13 protein-coding genes are annotated in these 15,543 nt (G+C 66.3%); 3 read left to right on the top strand and 10 right to left on the bottom strand.

Annotated features, from left to right (window positions below):
- Positions 1-61: 61 nt before the first annotated feature.
- From ACODSC_RS06950 to rhmD, 7 genes are all read right to left on the bottom strand, one after another.
- Entirely contained in the window at positions 62-1,513 is a 1,452-nt protein-coding gene (locus ACODSC_RS06950; RefSeq protein ID WP_488813061.1) for an oligogalacturonate lyase family protein, read from the bottom strand.
- Positions 1,514-1,540: 27 nt separating this feature from the next.
- Positions 1,541-3,823: a hypothetical protein gene (locus tag ACODSC_RS06945; protein WP_488813059.1), complete on the bottom strand. Its 2,283-nt coding sequence runs from the start codon at positions 3,821-3,823 to the stop codon at positions 1,541-1,543.
- Positions 3,823-5,088, bottom strand: coding sequence for a sugar MFS transporter (locus ACODSC_RS06940; RefSeq protein ID WP_488813057.1), 1,266 nt, complete (start codon positions 5,086-5,088; stop codon positions 3,823-3,825). Before ACODSC_RS06940 ends, ACODSC_RS06945 begins: the two co-directional genes overlap by 1 nt.
- A 61-nt stretch (positions 5,089-5,149) precedes the next feature.
- Positions 5,150-6,052 (bottom strand): amidohydrolase family protein, encoded by a 903-nt coding sequence (locus ACODSC_RS06935; protein ID WP_488813055.1) that lies wholly within the window; start codon positions 6,050-6,052, stop codon positions 5,150-5,152.
- A gap of 10 nt (positions 6,053-6,062) precedes the next feature.
- A complete protein-coding gene (locus tag ACODSC_RS06930) occupies positions 6,063-6,812 on the bottom strand; it encodes an SDR family NAD(P)-dependent oxidoreductase (RefSeq protein WP_488813053.1) in 750 nt (249 codons plus the stop codon).
- Entirely contained in the window at positions 6,809-7,672 is an 864-nt protein-coding gene (locus tag ACODSC_RS06925) for a 2,4-didehydro-3-deoxy-L-rhamnonate hydrolase (RefSeq protein WP_488813051.1), read from the bottom strand. The genes ACODSC_RS06930 and ACODSC_RS06925 overlap by 4 nt, the downstream gene beginning before the upstream one ends.
- A 20-nt stretch (positions 7,673-7,692) precedes the next feature.
- A complete protein-coding gene (gene rhmD, locus ACODSC_RS06920) occupies positions 7,693-8,886 on the bottom strand; it encodes an L-rhamnonate dehydratase (protein ID WP_488813049.1) in 1,194 nt (397 codons plus the stop codon).
- Between the two features lie 149 nt (positions 8,887-9,035).
- Here rhmD and ACODSC_RS06915 point away from each other — a divergent pair, with 149 nt between their 5' ends.
- Genes ACODSC_RS06915 through lldD form a run of 3 tightly spaced genes read left to right on the top strand, consistent with a single transcriptional unit; the run spans position 9,036 to position 11,762 of the window.
- The gene (locus ACODSC_RS06915) at positions 9,036-9,833 is read left to right on the top strand and encodes an IclR family transcriptional regulator (protein ID WP_488813047.1); all 798 of its coding nucleotides are present in this window, start codon (positions 9,036-9,038) and stop codon (positions 9,831-9,833) included.
- A 24-nt stretch (positions 9,834-9,857) separates the two neighbouring features.
- Positions 9,858-10,619, top strand: coding sequence for an L-rhamnose 1-dehydrogenase Lra1 (gene lra1 / locus ACODSC_RS06910; RefSeq protein WP_488813045.1), 762 nt, complete (start codon positions 9,858-9,860; stop codon positions 10,617-10,619).
- Between the two features lie 9 nt (positions 10,620-10,628).
- A complete protein-coding gene (gene lldD / locus ACODSC_RS06905; protein ID WP_488813043.1) occupies positions 10,629-11,762 on the top strand; it encodes an FMN-dependent L-lactate dehydrogenase LldD in 1,134 nt (377 codons plus the stop codon).
- Between the two features lie 10 nt (positions 11,763-11,772).
- Here the strand turns inward: lldD and ACODSC_RS06900 are convergent, their stop codons facing one another.
- From ACODSC_RS06900 to kduD, 3 genes are all read right to left on the bottom strand, one after another.
- A complete protein-coding gene (locus ACODSC_RS06900; protein ID WP_488813041.1) occupies positions 11,773-13,413 on the bottom strand; it encodes a pectate lyase in 1,641 nt (546 codons plus the stop codon).
- A gap of 125 nt (positions 13,414-13,538) precedes the next feature.
- Positions 13,539-14,582, bottom strand: coding sequence for a PfkB family carbohydrate kinase (locus ACODSC_RS06895; protein ID WP_488813039.1), 1,044 nt, complete (start codon positions 14,580-14,582; stop codon positions 13,539-13,541).
- Between the two features lie 195 nt (positions 14,583-14,777).
- On the bottom strand, positions 14,778-15,536 hold the full coding sequence (kduD, locus tag ACODSC_RS06890; RefSeq protein WP_488813037.1) for a 2-dehydro-3-deoxy-D-gluconate 5-dehydrogenase KduD: 759 nt from the start codon (positions 15,534-15,536) through the stop codon (positions 14,778-14,780).
- Positions 15,537-15,543: the final 7 nt, after the last annotated feature.

Here is a 15,543-nt window from a genome sequence, read left to right as displayed (position 1 = left end):
GAAAATTCTCGACAAAACATCGACAATTCAGCCTTTCGGCATCGACAAATTGTCGATGTCTCTAGGCGCGACGCGCGACTTCGACGGCGTAGACGTGATTGGCGCCGTGCATGTTCGACACGAAGACGATCCATTTGGCGTCCGGCGTGAAGGTCAGATTCGGCTCCAGCCGGTAGTCGTGGTTCGACAGGTCCACCAGCCGTTCAGAGCGCATATACTCGACGAAAATCTGGTCGTCCTTGTCGCTGGACGGATCGGCGTCGACGATCGGTTCGGGGCGCAGCAGGACGAGCCATTTGCCGTCGGGCGCATGGGCGACCATGTCGCCGTCGCCGCCGTCGCCGGCGAACAGGGTTCCGTCCGGCGAGACGTTGTAGTGGACCGACCAGTCGTTCTGCTCGACCCGGCGATAGACGCGGCGGCCCGTTTCCAGATCGACCGAGGCGACCCAGAAGACCTGACCGCGCGGGGTCTGGAGGTCATACAGCACCTGTTTGCCGTCCGGGCTGAACCATTCGTGGCCGAAGATCTCGAAGTTCATCGTCCGCTGGTGGGTTTTCCTCAGGCCCGTGCCGTCGGCGCGCATGGCCCACATCCGGTCCACCCGGTGCCAGGGGCCTTCGTGGCAGAAGATGATCTGCTGCGGATCGGTGGGCGAGAACTGGGTGTGGCCGATCCATTCGTTGGTCTTGTGGATCACGCGCCGTTCGCCCGTCGCCAGGTCTATGACGAAGATCTCCATCGGATAGCCGGCGGCCCAGCGCTGGAGCATCCGCACGCCCTTGGCGCGAGCGAAGTTCAGCGGCTTTCCGTCCGGTCCATTGGCTTCGTATTCGGCCTGGTCGAAGCGGCGATTGCGGGGATCGGGCACGGTCGGCTGAAGCGGCTGGCTGTCATAGGCGACGAAGCCCAGCAGCAGGGTCTCGTCGGCGTTGACCGAGTTGATCTGACCGTTCGGAATCCGGCCGATCTCGCGATTCTGTTTCGTGTCGGCATCGATGACGAACAGGGTTTTGGCGCGGTCCATCAACTGCTCGTCGCCGGGCGCGGTCATCGAATAATAGACGTTGCGGCCCTTGCGGCCTGTGAACATCAGGTCGGCGTCGTGGTCGGGAACCAGGACGCTGACAGCCCAGGTCGCCAGATCGACGGTCGAGATGCCCTGGGGCGTCGAGATGACCATCAGGTCGGGCGCGCCGGCCTTGGGCGGCAGGAACATGTTCTTGTAGAAATAGGGCTTTCCGCCGCCGCCGTCTGGCGAGACGCGGCGGATGCGGTGGCCGGTCTTTGGATCGACCCACTCGGTCGGCACGGGGCCGTCCCACTGCGGCCGCTCGACCGGCGTTTCCTGGATCGAGGGCGGGGCGGTGTTGGGTGCGGGCCAGACGGGGGTCTGGCCCGGCGCAGGCGGGGTTACGGTGGCCTGCTGGGCCTGGACGGTCGTGGTGGCCAAGGCGCCGACGGCGGGGGCCGCGAACAGGGCCTTCAGGGCGGTGCGTCTGGAGGTCGTCATGGGCGTTCCTCTCGGTTTTTTTCTGGATTACGGCGCGGGGGTCAGGCCTTCGACCCGGACGGTCCAGCCGTCCTTGGGAAAGCCGGGGGCGTGGCCGCTCGATCCGTCCCAGCCCGCCGCCATCAGGCCGACGGCCATCAGCAGCGAGCCATTGGACGGGAAATAGGTCTCGGCGGCGCGGCGATAGCCGGGACCGTCGGGATTGACCGCCATCTCGACGCCGCCGGCTCCGGCCGAGACGGGGACGAGTTCGTCCGCGTGCTCGTCCAGGTGAACACGCGGGGTCATGCCGGTGACGCCCCACTGATTGTTTTTCAGGTCGGCAAACAGCCAGTCGACGGCCTTGTCCGGCTCGCCCAGCCGGGCGGCGGTCATGGCCATCATGGGAAAGTCCCACCCCCAGGTCTGCCGTACGTCCCAGTTCGCCTCGACCGCAGCAAACGTCCGCCGCATGGCCTCCGGGTCGATCCGCGCGCCAGGGATGAAGCCATAGGCCATCAGGAAGGAGGGATGGTCGCGGTTCTTGCACTGGGCCGCCGCCGCGTGCTTGCGGCAGGCGTCGGACATGGCCGTCTCCCAGAAATCCGGGAGGTTCTCGATCGGCAGGTACAAGCCGTCCTTCATCGGGGGTGGGGCGATCCTGGCCAAGGCCTGATCCCAATCTGCGCGACGGGCCTGGCCCTTGCGTTCGCGCCAATGCTGCGCAGTTTCCAGCGCCCAGCGGAAATACTCGACCTCGAAGGTCGGGTTCATCGTGGTCAGGGGATCGTAGTTCTCCTGCGCCGGGATCATCGGCGCGCCCAGATTTAGCCGGCCGTCGTGTTCGATTGGCCAGGATGCCAACAGATCGGCTGTCGCCTCGACGACTTCGCCGTATCGATCCAGCACCGCCGGATCCTTCTCGGCGCGCCAGACAAGTTCGGCCAGCAGGATCGGATGCGGCTGCTGCCACATGATGAAGGGCGAGACCAGGCTGGGGCTGTTGCGGCCCTCGGGCCCGACCATCTTGGGCCACCAGGCGCCCTTGACGTGGTGACGGGCGGCCTCGGCGCGGGCGTTGTCCAGATTGCCGACATACCAGGGCAGGCTGCGCTCCAGCATGTCGGGATGGCCCCACATGGCCTGCCAGCCGGCGTGCCAGGGGTGCATTTCCAGGTGGAACTTGCCGTACCAGCTGTTGGAGAACAGGCCCTCTTCCTGCGGCGGCAGCTCGCCGGCGCCGTTCACGACCGACAGATACTGTGACAGGACAACGCGACGTTCCAGCTCGGCCGCGCGCGGGTCGGTGGACCCCGTGAAATCGACGGCGCCGCCCTGGGTCCAGAAGCCGTTCCAGTGGGCGGTCGTCGCCTGGACGCCGGCGCTGTAGGCGGGGGCCGCCGGCCCCTGCGCCTGTTGATCGAAGCGGACCATGACGGTCAGCCGGTCGCGACCAGCGGCGGCCACGCGGAACGCGTCGGCGCCGCTCTGTTCGATCTTACCGGAAGCGGTGATGCCGGAATAATAGGTGGTGTCGTCCAGGGTGCGGCGAATGCGGACATCGCCCGTGTCGTGGGCGACGACGCTCAGGCCTTGCGCGCCCGAATCTTCGAACGTCGTCGGATTGGGATTGATGGCGGGGTTCACGCCGGGATAGCGGACCTGAACGCCCAGCCCCTGGGCGGCGACCAGGGGCGATGCGATCTCGACCATGACCATGTCCAGCGTCGGGTGGACGCGGGTCACGACCTCGACCGGCTGGCCGTCATAGGTGAAGCGGCTGGTCAGGGCGCCGGACCACAGGTCCAGCGTCTGGCGCGTGTCGGCGACCTTGGCGAAGTCCAGCGGCTGGTCGTCGGCGAAGGTCAGGCCGATGCGGCTGAGCGAGAACCGATGCGGATTGGCCCGCAGCCAGGTGTAGGCGGGCTGGGTTTCCGCCACGTCCCATGATTTCATCCAGGCATAGGGCTGCTCGCCCCGACCCGGCACAGGCACGTCGATCAGGCCGTCCTGTTCGGTATAGCCGTTCGGGTTGGGAAAGCTGTGCCAGGCCCACTGGGCCATGGTCAGCAGGGGCGCTAGTTCCGAATACTGTTCCGGGAAGGTCTGCAAGCCGGTGATGTCGGCGGTGAAGCCCAGGTCGCCGTTGCCCAGCATGATCGGGGCATGGCGGTCGATGGCCGTCAGGTTGACGTTGTGGCGCGTGACCAGGGCGTGGCGGTCGATCGGCGCGGCGGGGGCGACCACTTGAGAGGCGGGCGCGACAGTCTGGGCGCAGGCCGTAGGACCGGCCAGCAGGGTGAAGGCGAGCAGGGCGGTGCGAAGACGCATCAGGCGGCATCCTTCTTCAGTCCAAGGCCAGCGCCCTTCCATCCGTACCAGGCGACGACGGCGAAGCAGACGGCGGGCAGCAGGAAGGCGACATTGGCGCCGTACAGGTCGGCGATCTTGCCCATGGGCCAGGGCAGCAGCACGCCCCCGCCGATGGCCATGACCATCAGCGAGGACGCCTTCTTGGTGCCGGCGCCAAGGCCGGTGGTGCCCAGGGCGAAGATGGTGGCGAACATGGTGGACATGAAGAAGAAGACGGCGATCAGGGCGATCGGCGAGACGATGTTGATCCCTGCGGCCACGACCAGGGTCAGGACCACATTGATCACGCCGTAGGTGGTCAGCAGCACGCGGGGCTTGACCTTCAGCAGCAGGGCGGTGGCGAAGAAGCGGCCGACCAGATAGCCGATGGCCGCCAGCGACAGCATGAAGGCGCCTTGCTGCGACGTCAGGCCCTGCCAGTTGTGGGTCACCAGATTGATGAAATAGGCGCCGATGCCCACCTGGGCGCCGATGTAGAGCGCCTGGGTGATGACGCCGGCGATGAAGTGCGGCTGTTTGGACAGAGGCAGGGCCGGGGCGTCGCCCTCCACGGCGTTACCGTGGTCCGACAGGCCGGTTTCCGGCAGGCGGGCGCGCCATACGGCGAGGGCGAACAGGACCACGCCGACGGCGATCAGGCCATAGACGATCTGGATCGAGCGGGTCGCGCCGCCCAGGGCTTCGGTCGTCGTCGGGCTGAAGAAGACGGCGCCGCCGATCAGCGGGCCGAAGAAGACGCCCAGGGCGTTGAACGACTGGGCCAGGTTCAGCCGCTGCGAGGCCTTGGCCGGATCGCCCAGGACGTTGACGTAGGTGTCGGCGCTGGTCTCCAGGATGCACAGGCCTGCGGCGAGCACGAACATGGAACCGACGAAGGGCAGGAAGGCGCCCGCGCCCGCCGCTGGAATGAACAACAGGGCGCCGATGGCGGTCACCGCCAGCCCAGATACGATGCCGAACTTGTAGCCCCGCGCATTCAGCAGCATGCCTGCCGGAATCGACAGCAGCAGATAGGCCCCGAAATAGGCGATCTGCAGCCAGGCGCTGTCGGCCTGGCTGATGCTCAGCGTCTCCTGGAAATGCTTGTTCAGCACGTCCAGCAGACCGTAGGCCAGGCCCCAGATCAGGAAACAGGCGATGGCGAAGGCCAGCGGGCCCCTCAGCGAACCGGCGGGCTTGGCCAGCCCTCCGGGGGTGTGGGCCGCATCGGTCTCGATGACCATGATCAGTCTCCTGGGGTTTCTCTGGGGCCTGGCCGTCTTGATGCGGCTTCGGCGAAAGGGGTTAGATGCGGTAGATCGCCTCGGCGTTGGCGGCGAACAGGCGGTCGCGCTCATCAGCCGAGAAGTCGGCGGTGATCGCGTCGAAGGCGGAGTAGAAGGCGTCGAACGTCCCGTGGACGCTTTCGACAGGGAAGTCGGAGGCGAACATGGCGCGCTCGGTCCCGAAGGCGTCGATGCATTCCAGGATGATCGGGCGGATGGTTTCAGGCGTCCAGGCCCGGTCGGTGATGCCCAGGCCGGAGATTTTGATCGAGACCTGGGGCTGGGCGGCCAGCAGGCGCAATCCCATCCGCCAGCGTTCCATGCCGATTTCGTTCCGGTCGGTGGGCAGGCCGGCGTGGTTGACGATCATGGGGATGTCGGGATGGCGCGCGGCGATGATTGAGGCGGTGGCCATCTGCGACGGATACAGCTGCAGGTCGAACGACAGGCCATGCCGCGCCAGCTTGGCCAGCCCCGCGACCCACTGCGGATCGCGCAACAGGTCGCGATCAGTATAGGTCTTCAGCGGATCCTCGTGCCAGCAGACGATCTGGCGCACGCCGCGCACGTTCGGCCCGGCCGCGTGGGCCTCCAGCAGGGCGTCGAGGTCGGGGTCGAGCAGATCGACGCCGGCGACGATGGCGTGCGGATAGCCGTAGTCATCCGCCAGCGACTGGAGCCAGTCGGTTTCGGCCAGTTGCCGGCCGATGGGCTGGCCGGCCTCGACGTGGACGATCTTGTCCACGCGCCAGCCGGCGGTGTCGGCGAGGTAGTCCTTCAGAAGATAGTTCTTGTGCGCGATGGGCGACATCCCCCCCGCCGGATTGTTCGGCAGGGGATCGTCCTGAAGCCAGCCATAGCGCGCACGCGACAGGTCCCACAGGTGGACGTGGCTATCAACGATGCGAAGGTCAGACGCCACCCCTGCGCGCCTAGTAGGTGGTGCGGCCGCCCGACGTATCGAACGTCGAGGCGGTGGTGAAGCTGCATTCCTCGGACGCCATGAAACAGACCATGGCGGCGCTTTCCTCGACCTCGCCCAGGCGGCCCATCGGGATCTTGGAGCGCATGTAGTCGACCTGGCTCTGGGGCAGTTGCGCCAGGATCGGGCTTTCGAAGGTGGCGGGGGTAAGGCTGTTGGCGATGACGCCCTTGCCGGCCAGTTCCTTGCCCAGCGACTTGGTGAAGCCGATGACGCCGGCCTTTGACGCCGAATAGGCGCTGGCGTTGGGATTGCCTTCCTTGCCGGCCACCGAGGCGACGTTGACGATCCGGCCATAGCCGTTCTCCAGCATCAAGGGCACGATCGCGCGCGAGCAATAGAAGACGCCGTTCAGGTTGATGTCCACGACCCGTTTCCAACTGTCGATCGGAAATTCATGCACGGGCACGGTGGCTCCGGTGATGCCGGCCGAAGCGATCAGGATGTCGATCCCGCCCAGCGTCTGGTTCGCCTCGGCGGCGGCGGCGGCGACCGCATCGGCGTCCGACACGTCCAGCGCCACGAAATGTTGCGCGCCGATCTCGACGGCTGCGGCGGCCAAGGCGTCTGCGTTCAGGTCCCACAGCGAGACCTGGCCGCCCTCGGCTATGATGCGCGCGGCCGAGGCCTTGCCCAGGCCCGAGGCGCCGCCGGTCACGACGGCGGTGCGGCCGGTGAACCGTCCCTGATAGGCGCTCATGCGACGGCTTCCCTGGACCAGGCGACGACCGCTTGGCGCTGGCTGCCCAGTTTGTCGATGCCCAGCTCCATCACGTCGCCGGCCTTCAGGTAGAAGGGCTCCGGCTTCTGGCCCAGGCCGACGCCGGGCGGGGTGCCGGTGGTGATCAGGTCGCCCGGTTCCAGCGTCATGAACTGGCTGACGTAAGACACGATCTCGGCCACGCCGAAGATCATCGTCTTCGTATTGCCGGTCTGCATCCGCTTGCCGTTCAGGTCCAGCCACATGTCCAGGCCCTGGACATCGCCGACCTCGTCGGTCGTGACGATCCAGGGGCCGACGGGACCGAACGTGTCGCAACCCTTGCCCTTGTCCCAGGTGCCGCCGCGCTCCGTCTGGAAAGCGCGCTCGGAGACGTCGTTGATCAGCACATAGCCCGCGACGTGATCCAGGGCGTCCGCCTGTTCGACGTAGGACGCGGGCTTGCCGATGACGATGCCCAGCTCGACTTCCCAATCGGTCTTTTCGGAACCACGGGGAATGACAACGGTGTCGTTCGGGCCCGTCAGACAAGAGATGGCCTTCATGAAGACCACCGGCTCGGACGGCTCCGGCAGGTTGGACTCCGCGGCGTGATCGGCGAAGTTCAGGCCGATGGCGATGAACTTGCGAGCGCCGTTAACCGGCACGCCATAGCGTTGCTCGCCCTCGACCAGCGGCAGGCTCGTCGGATCGATCGCCTTCAGCGCCGAAAGTCCGTCGCCGTGCAATTCGTTGGGCGTGATGTCGGCGACCACGCCCGACAGGTCGCGGATTCGCCCTTCGGCATCCAGCGTGCCCGGCTTTTCCTGGCCCTTGGGGCCGTAACGCAGCAGTTTCATATCGGGGAGTGTCTTTCGTCTTAGCGCGCGTAGGGGCGGTGCAGGGCGATGTCGCGGTTCAACTCGACGCCGAAGCCGGGAGTGTCTGGCACCTTCAGTTTGCCGTTCACCGGAACCGGCTCGCCGATCAGTTGCGGATGGAACATGGGCACGACCTCGTCGGCGCCGGGGGCCATCATCAGGAACTCCGCGAACGGGCTGTTATGGCGGGTCACGACGAAGTGGTAGGAATAAACTGACGATCCGTGCGGGATCATCAGCACGCCCTTGGCGTCGGCCATCGCGGAAATCTTGATCAGCTCGGTCACGCCGCCGCACCAGCCCACGTCCGGCTGGATGATGTCGCAGCACTCCATTTCCAGCAGCATGCGGAAGCCCCAGCGGGTGGCCTCATGCTCGCCGGTGGTGACCAGCATCCCCTTGGGCGCGGCCTTCTTTAGCGCCTGATAGCCCCAGTAGTCGTCGGGGCTGAGGGCCTCCTCGATCCACTTCAGGCCCAGCTTGTGCGCCTCATGCGCCAGACGGGTGGCGTAGTTGAGATCCAGCGCCATCCAGCAGTCGAACATCAGCCAGAAGTCGTCGCCACAGGCGTTCCGCATGGCTTCGAGCTCGGCGAGGTTCTTGTGCAGACCCTCCTCGCCCTCTGCGGGGCCGTGGTGCAGGGGCATCTTGCCGCCGATGAAGCCTAGCTCCTTCGCCTTATCGGGACGCGCGCCGGTGGCGTAGAAGGTAAGCTCGTCGCGGACAGGGCCGCCCAGCATGGCGAAGACCGGCTCCTGGCGCAGACGACCCAGCAGATCCCACAGGGCCAGATCGACGCCGGAGATGGCGTTCACCACCAGGCCCTTGCGGCCATAATACTGGGTCGAGAAATACATCTGGTCCCAGATCTTCTCGACCTCGGACGGATCGCGCCCCTCCAGGAAGCGGGCCAGGTGTTTCTCGACGATATAGGCGGCGGGTTCGCCGCCGGTCGTTACCGCGAACCCGACCACGCCGTTCTCGGCTTCGATCTCGACCACCAGGGTGCCCAGCACATTGATGCCGAAGCTGCGGCGGCTCTGGCGATACTCGGGATATTTGGCCATCGGCGTGGCGATATGGTCGTCGATCCAGTGACCTTCGCCCTGGTCGTGATAGTCGGCGCCGCCACCTGTTCCGTCGTTCTTCACGACGAAGGCGCGGACATGTTTGATCTTCGGCAGGCGGCTCATCAAGCGATCACCAGTATTTGGTGATTTGCTCCCATCATACGGGATTTCACTGGCATTCCTCCGTGCGCCGCGTCAAAGTCGCCACCCGTGAGTGGAGCGGCTTGCGCGTTTTGCTACATTCTGAGAATGAGGATTACGAAATGGGACGAGTGGCGTCAATCAAGACCGCACAGGTCGATGGGGAAGAAGAGGTCGGCGCCAAGGCGTCCGGCAGTCAGACCCTGCTGCGCGGCCTGGACGTGATCGACGCCCTGATGGACGGCTCTCTGCCTCTGGCCGAGTTGTCAGAGAAGCTGGACCTGACCCGCAGCACGACCCACCGCCTGGCCTCGGCTCTGGTTGATCGTCGCCTGCTGTCGTTCCGCCCGCGCGAGGGCTATTCTCTCGGCCCGAAACTGCTGGAGCTGGGCCATGCCGCCAGCCAGCAGATGCATCTGCCGCGCGTCGCCCGGCCCTGGCTGGAGCAACTGTCGGCCCAGACCGATGATACGGTTCACCTGGGTGTCCTCGACGGCCGCCACGCCCTCTATCTCGACAAGGTCGCCGGTCGCCGCCGCATCAACATCGGCTCGCGCCTGGGCGAACGGCATCCCATCGCTTCGACCGGCCTGGGCAAGGCCCTGATTCTCGACAAGTCCGAGCCGGACTGGATCGACTTCTATGCGCCGGAGGGTGCGCCTTATGATTCGTCGGCCCGCGCCGTCTGGTTGGAGCGGATGCACGGCTATGCCCAGAAGGGCTACGCCTTCGATCTGGAAGAGAACGAGGACCAGATTCGCTGCGTCGCCGCGCCAATCCGTTCGGTGGACGGCCATATCGTCGCCGCGCTCAGCGTCTCCTCCGCCGCCCAATACATGTCCGACGCCCGGATGACGGAACTGACCAAGACCGTCACCGACGCCGCCAACGCCATCAGCGCCGACCTCGGTTGGCTGCCGAAACCCTGAACACAGTGAAACGCCGGAGCCCGCATGCTGCTTGAGAACAAGGTCGTCCTGATCACGGGCGCATCGCGGGGTATCGGACGGGCGACGGCGATAGAAGCCGCACGCCAGGGCGCCAATGTCGCCATCAACACCTACAAGGACGAGGCCGTCGCCGCCGAGGTCGTCGCCGAGATCGAGGCTCTGGGTCGCAAGGCCATAGTCGTCGACGCCGATGTGGCCCTGCCGGACAGCGCGACGACCTTCGTGAATGCAGCGGTCGAGGCGTTCGGGCGCGTGGACGTCTTCGTCTCCAACGCCGGCATCTGCCCCTTCCACGCCTTCCTCGACATGCCGGTCGAGACCTTGCGCCGCACGATGGAGGTCAATCTCCACGGGGCCTATTTCATGACCCAGGCCGCAGCGAACCAGATGGTCAAGCAAGGGCAGGGTGGTTCCATTGTCGCCATCAGCTCGATCTCGGCCCTGGTCGGCGGCGGGATGCAGACCCACTACACCCCGACCAAGGCGGGGGTGCACAGCCTGATGCAGTCCTGCGCCGTTGCCCTTGGGCGTCACGGCATCCGCTGCAACTCCGTCCTGCCGGGCACCATCGCCACCGACATCAACAAGGACGATCTCGCGGACCCGGCCAAGCGCGAATATATGGAAGGCCGCATCCCGCTGGGCCGCCTGGGCAAGCCCGAGGACATCGCCTCGGTCGTCGCCTTCCTGGCCTCGGACATGGCCGGCTACATGTCCGGCGCGGCCCTGCTGGTCGACGGCGGCGCCTTCGCCAACTTCCAGTAGGACGGGGCCGTGATCATCTCGTCGCCGGGCGATTACCGAGAGGCGGCGCGGCGCAAGCTGCCGCCCTTCCTGTTCCACTATATCGACGGCGGCGCCTACGCCGAACAGACCCTGCGCCGCAACGTCGAGGACTGGCAGGCCATCGCCCTGCGCCAGCGCGTGCTGCAGGACATGACCAGCCTCAGCCTGGAAACCCGACTGTTCGACGAGACCCTGAGCCTGCCGATCATCCTGGCGCCCGTCGGTCTGACCGGCATGTATGCCCGGCGCGGCGAGGTCCAGGCGGCCAAGGCGGCGGCGTCGCGCGGCGTGCCCTTCACCCTGTCCACCGTCTCTGTCTGTCCGATCGAGGAGGTGGCGCCGGCCATCGACCGGCCCATGTGGTTCCAGCTCTATGTGCTGCGTGACCGGGGCTTCATGAGAAATGCGCTGGAGCGGGCCAAGGCGGCGGGCGTAAAGACCCTGGTCTTCACCGTCGACATGCCGACCCCCGGCGCCCGTTACCGCGACGCCCATTCGGGCATGAGCGGCCCCAATGCCGAAATCCGACGCATGGTCCAGGCCATTACCCATCCGGCCTGGGCTTGGGACGTGGGGCTGAACGGCCGGCCCCACGACCTGGGCAATGTGTCGGCCTATCTGGGCAAGCCGACGGGCCTGGCCGACTATATCGGCTGGCTGGCAAACAATTTTGATCCGTCGATCTCGTGGAAGGATCTGCAATGGATCCGCGACTTCTGGGACGGGCCGATGATCATCAAGGGCATTCTGGACGCTCAGGACGCTCGTGACGCCGTCAGCTTCGGCGCCGACGGCATCGTGGTGTCGAACCACGGCGGGCGTCAGCTGGACGGCGTGCTGTCGTCGGCGCGCGCCCTGCCTGCCATCGCCGAGGCGGTGAAGGGCGATCTGAAGATTCTGGTCGATTCCGGCATTCGCAACGGTCTGGACGTGGTCCGCGCCATCGCCCTGGGCGCCGATGCGGTGATGCTGGGCCGCGCCTTCGTCTATGCCCTGGCGGCAGGGAGGCAGGCCGGTGTCGCCAACCTGATCGACCTGTTCGAGAAGGAGATGCGCGTTGCCATGACCCTGACGGGGGCCAGGTCGGTGGCGGGGATCAGCCGCGCGATGATCGCGGGCTGATCCCGTTGGTTCAACCGGCCAGGGTTTCGATCAGCACGCCCATGTTCCGGATGAAGGCGGCCGTCGATATGCCCTCGACCGGATAGTCGGTGTGCCACGGCGAGGTGTCGTAGATGTCCCCGACATTGGTGCTCTGATACTCGCCCGGCGTAGGCGTCGCGGGGCCGTCGCCGATGAAGGGGTTGCTGGTCGTGGTCAGCGGCGTGGGCCAATAGCCCTCGGCGTTCAGCGTGGCGACGATCTGCGCCGCGCCGCCGGGCGCCGTCGGCGTCTCCTTCCGCCCATCCTTGCCCAGGTCCCAAGCGTTGACGTCCTTCAGCGTATAGAAGCGGGGCAACGACAGGGCTCCCGGCTTGGCCTTCAGCGGCGACCCGGCGCTGGCCTGTTCCGGCGTCATGGCCGCCAGTTCCTGATATTCGGCCCGCAGCGCGGCGGTGTCGACGTTGCGGAACGACCCATAGTGGCCGATCACCCGGTCGGGATTGTCGTTGGCGTAGTATTCGCCGTTGACGATGTTCGATCCCCGGCGATGGATGTAGATCGGCGTATTGGCGCCGACCAGCACGAAGGTCGGATGGGTTCGACCGGCGCTGCGCAGAGCGGGGGGCGAGGCGACCGAGTCGAGCCAGTCCAGCGCTTCGGGAATGCGGGCCAGATATTTCCGGTCGCCGGTCAGGCGATAGAAGTTCATCAGCGCGCGAACGTTCCCGCCGGTGGTGTGGGTGGCGAAGGCCTCGGGCTCATACGTGCGCGCTCCGGCCGGTTTCAGCGTGTCGGGGAAGTGCTGCAGGCCCCATCCCGCCTGCGGCGCCGGCTGTTGCGTGGCCACGAAGATGTCCATGCCGCGACGAATCGGATCCAGCAGCCGCTCTTCGCCCAGCGCCTGATAGCTGTAGATCAGGAACTCCAGGTTCTCGCCCGCCACGTCGTCGTTGAAGGTGATGTAGGGCGTATAATCCTGGTGTCCGTGCAGTCCGCCGTTCGGGATGTGCGGATACCGCTGGGGCCAGCCGCCGTTCGCGTATTGGCTGTCCAGGACGAAGGCGATCGCCTTGTCCAGCGGGGCCCGGAAGCGCGCGTCGCGCTTCTTCATGAAGATGCGCAGCATCAACTGGCTGGCTTCGGCTGTTCCCGCGTCGTCGAAGGTCGCATTGCCGTAGTAGTGCTGGAATTCCTCCAGCCGCCAGGCGTTCTTTCCAACCGTCTCGTACCAGCGCTTCAGCGACTCCTCGCCGGCCGTGTCGATCACATAGTTCCAGCCGCCGGTCGAATGCTGACCCCGCGCCAGGGCCTGCGCGGCAGCCGCTGCCGCGTCGTAGTAGAACTCGTCGCCCGTCGCCTCATAGGCGTCCAGGAAAAGGTGGCCCATCGTCGCCGTTCCGGGCGGCTGGACCCAGATCATCGTGGGATTGGCCTCCAGTTCGCCCCAACGCCGCGACCGATCCGGAAGGACGTTCCAGACATAGCCGCCGCCGACTGCGACGTCGTCGACCATGAACCGGCTGGCCTTCTTCATGGCGGCCTTTACGGCGTTGGCGTCAGGAGCGCGGGCCGTAGACGACTGAGCCAGGGCAGGGGCGGAGGCCGCAACGAACGTAGCGGCGGCGCCGGCGGCCAGCAGGGCGCGGCGATTCATCGACGAGATGGGCATGAAAACTCCTGGGGTGTGCCTCGAACATGCGGTTCTGCGACCGCTTGACGCAGTATTGAAGCATGGATGACACCGGTTTCCTAGGGGAGTCGGGCCGTTTTGACAGGGATCGACGGCTGCCCTTGTTAGCGCCGAATGTCGAACCCGCCGTCGCCCATGGCCGCGCGAACCTCGTCGGCCGTGAACAGGTTGAAGTCGCCCGGCACGGAATGTTTCAGGCCGGCGGCGGCCAGGCCGAAGTCCAGCGCCTCCTGGTCCGACCACCCGCTCCACAGACCGAACAGCACGCCGGAAGCGAAGGCGTCGCCGCCGCCGACGCGGTCCACGACGCCGGTCATGTGAATGGCCTCGGCGTTTGTTTCGATCACGCCGTCGCCGTCACGGGTCAGCATGACGGCGGACAGGGCCTGGTCGGCGACGCTTTCCTGGACGCGCAAGGTGCAGGCGATGCGTTGCAGGCGGGGGAAGGCGGCGAAGGCGGCCTTGGCGGCGTCGCGGCGGCGAACGGCCGGATCGGCGTTATCAAACTTGGTCTTCAGCACCAGGGCGAAGTCGCGGTCGTCGGCGAAGGCGACCGTGGCCCCGGCCAGCATCTTGCCCAAGGTGGTGGGCGGATCGCCGTCCCACTGATCCCACAGCTTGCCGCGGAAATTGCCGTCGTAGCTGACCTTAACGCCCTTGCGGACGGCGGCCTCGATGATGGCCACGGCGGCCGCCGAGCCCTTTGGCCCTGTCGCCGGCGTCACGCCCGAAGCGTGCAGCCATTCGACCCCGTCCAGCAGCTGATCCCAGTCGAAGGCGGTATCGACATGTTTTACGAAGGCCGAACCGGCGCGGTCGTACAGAACTTCCGATGGACGACGCACGGCGCCGGGCGTCAGAAAGTACAGGCCCATCCGGCCCGGCTTGAACACGACCTGTGAGGTGTCGACGCCGTGCTTGCGCACCTCATCGCGAACGCCCCGGCCAAGCGCATTGTCGGCCAGGACTGTCGCCATGCCGGTCGGCGCGCCGAAGCGGGCCAGGGACACGGCGACGTTCGCCTCGGCCCCCGCCGGACGGATCGTCAGGGCGGGGGACTGCATCAGCAGTTCGTTCTGATTGGGCGAGAACCGCAGCAGCATCTCGCCGAAGCAGAGGATGCGTCTGGATGAGGCGTTCTGGGACATGAGACTAACCGCAGCGGAATCGGATCGGCACTGTGCCTGAAAGCGATGCGATGGCGAACGCCTTCAATATTTCGCCGTCATCCTCGCCCTTGTGGCGAGGATCAAGACTCCCGGTGCGTCCGCAGAGTGTGCCGGCCTTGAGACCGGGAGTCTGGATCCTCGGGACAGGCCCGAGGATCACGGAGGGTATGGGCGTTAGCGCGCCTGCCAGCCGCCATCGACGGGCAGGATGGCCCCCTGGACATAGTCCGAGGCTTTGCTGGCCAGGAAGACGGCTGCGCCGCCCAGATCAGACGGCTCGCCCCAGCGACCGGCGGGGATACGCCCCAGGATCTCGGCCGAACGCACCGGATCCTCGCGCAGGGCCTGGGTGTTTGCCGTGGCGAAATAGCCGGGGGCGATGGCGTTGGCGGTGATGCGGTGCGGCGCCCATTCGTTGGCCATCAGCTTGGTCAGGCCGGCGACGCCCGACTTGGAGGCCGTGTAGGAGGGCACGCGGATGCCGCCCTGGAAGGACAGCATGGAGGCGATGTTGATGATCTTGCCGCCGTCGCCTTGCTTGATGAACAGACGGGCGACCGCCTGGCTCATGAAGAAGACCGTCTTAAGATTGATGTTCATCACCAGGTCCCAGTCGGCCTCGGTGAAATCGACCGCGTCGGCGCGACGGATCAGGCCGGCGTTGTTCACCAGGATGTCGATGCGGCCCATGGCGGCGAGCGCTTCCTGCACCACGCGCTCGACCGGCTCGATCGAGGTCAGGTCGGCGCTGATGGCGTGGGCGCGACGGCCCAGGGCCTGCACCTTGGCGACCGTGTCGTCGGAATCCGACAGGGCGACCGAGACGATGTCGGCGCCGGCTTCGGCCAGGGCTAGGGCGATGCCTTGGCCCAGACCCACGTTGCCGCCGGTGACCAGGGCGACCTTGCCGGTCAGGTCGAACGGATTGCTCATGCTTTTC

Source organism: Brevundimonas sp. FG128 (assembly GCF_057809775.1).
Note: the sequence above shows the minus strand (reverse complement) of the source record. Positions and strands in the feature narration are given on the sequence as shown.

Coding starts and splice junctions, on each gene's coding strand:
- ACODSC_RS06900 (WP_488813041.1), bottom strand. CDS start 13,413: ATGCCCATCTCGTCGATGAATCGCCGCGCCCTGCTGGCCGCCGGCGCC.
- ACODSC_RS06895 (WP_488813039.1), bottom strand. CDS start 14,582: ATGTCCCAGAACGCCTCATCCAGACGCATCCTCTGCTTCGGCGAGATG.
- ACODSC_RS06930 (WP_488813053.1), bottom strand. CDS start 6,812: ATGAGCGCCTATCAGGGACGGTTCACCGGCCGCACCGCCGTCGTGACC.
- kduD (WP_488813037.1), bottom strand. CDS start 15,536: ATGAGCAATCCGTTCGACCTGACCGGCAAGGTCGCCCTGGTCACCGGC.
- rhmD (WP_488813049.1), bottom strand. CDS start 8,886: ATGAGCCGCCTGCCGAAGATCAAACATGTCCGCGCCTTCGTCGTGAAG.
- ACODSC_RS06945 (WP_488813059.1), bottom strand. CDS start 3,823: ATGCGTCTTCGCACCGCCCTGCTCGCCTTCACCCTGCTGGCCGGTCCT.
- ACODSC_RS06925 (WP_488813051.1), bottom strand. CDS start 7,672: ATGAAACTGCTGCGTTACGGCCCCAAGGGCCAGGAAAAGCCGGGCACG.
- ACODSC_RS06950 (WP_488813061.1), bottom strand. CDS start 1,513: ATGACGACCTCCAGACGCACCGCCCTGAAGGCCCTGTTCGCGGCCCCC.
- ACODSC_RS06940 (WP_488813057.1), bottom strand. CDS start 5,088: ATGGTCATCGAGACCGATGCGGCCCACACCCCCGGAGGGCTGGCCAAG.
- lra1 (WP_488813045.1), top strand. CDS start 9,858: ATGCTGCTTGAGAACAAGGTCGTCCTGATCACGGGCGCATCGCGGGGT.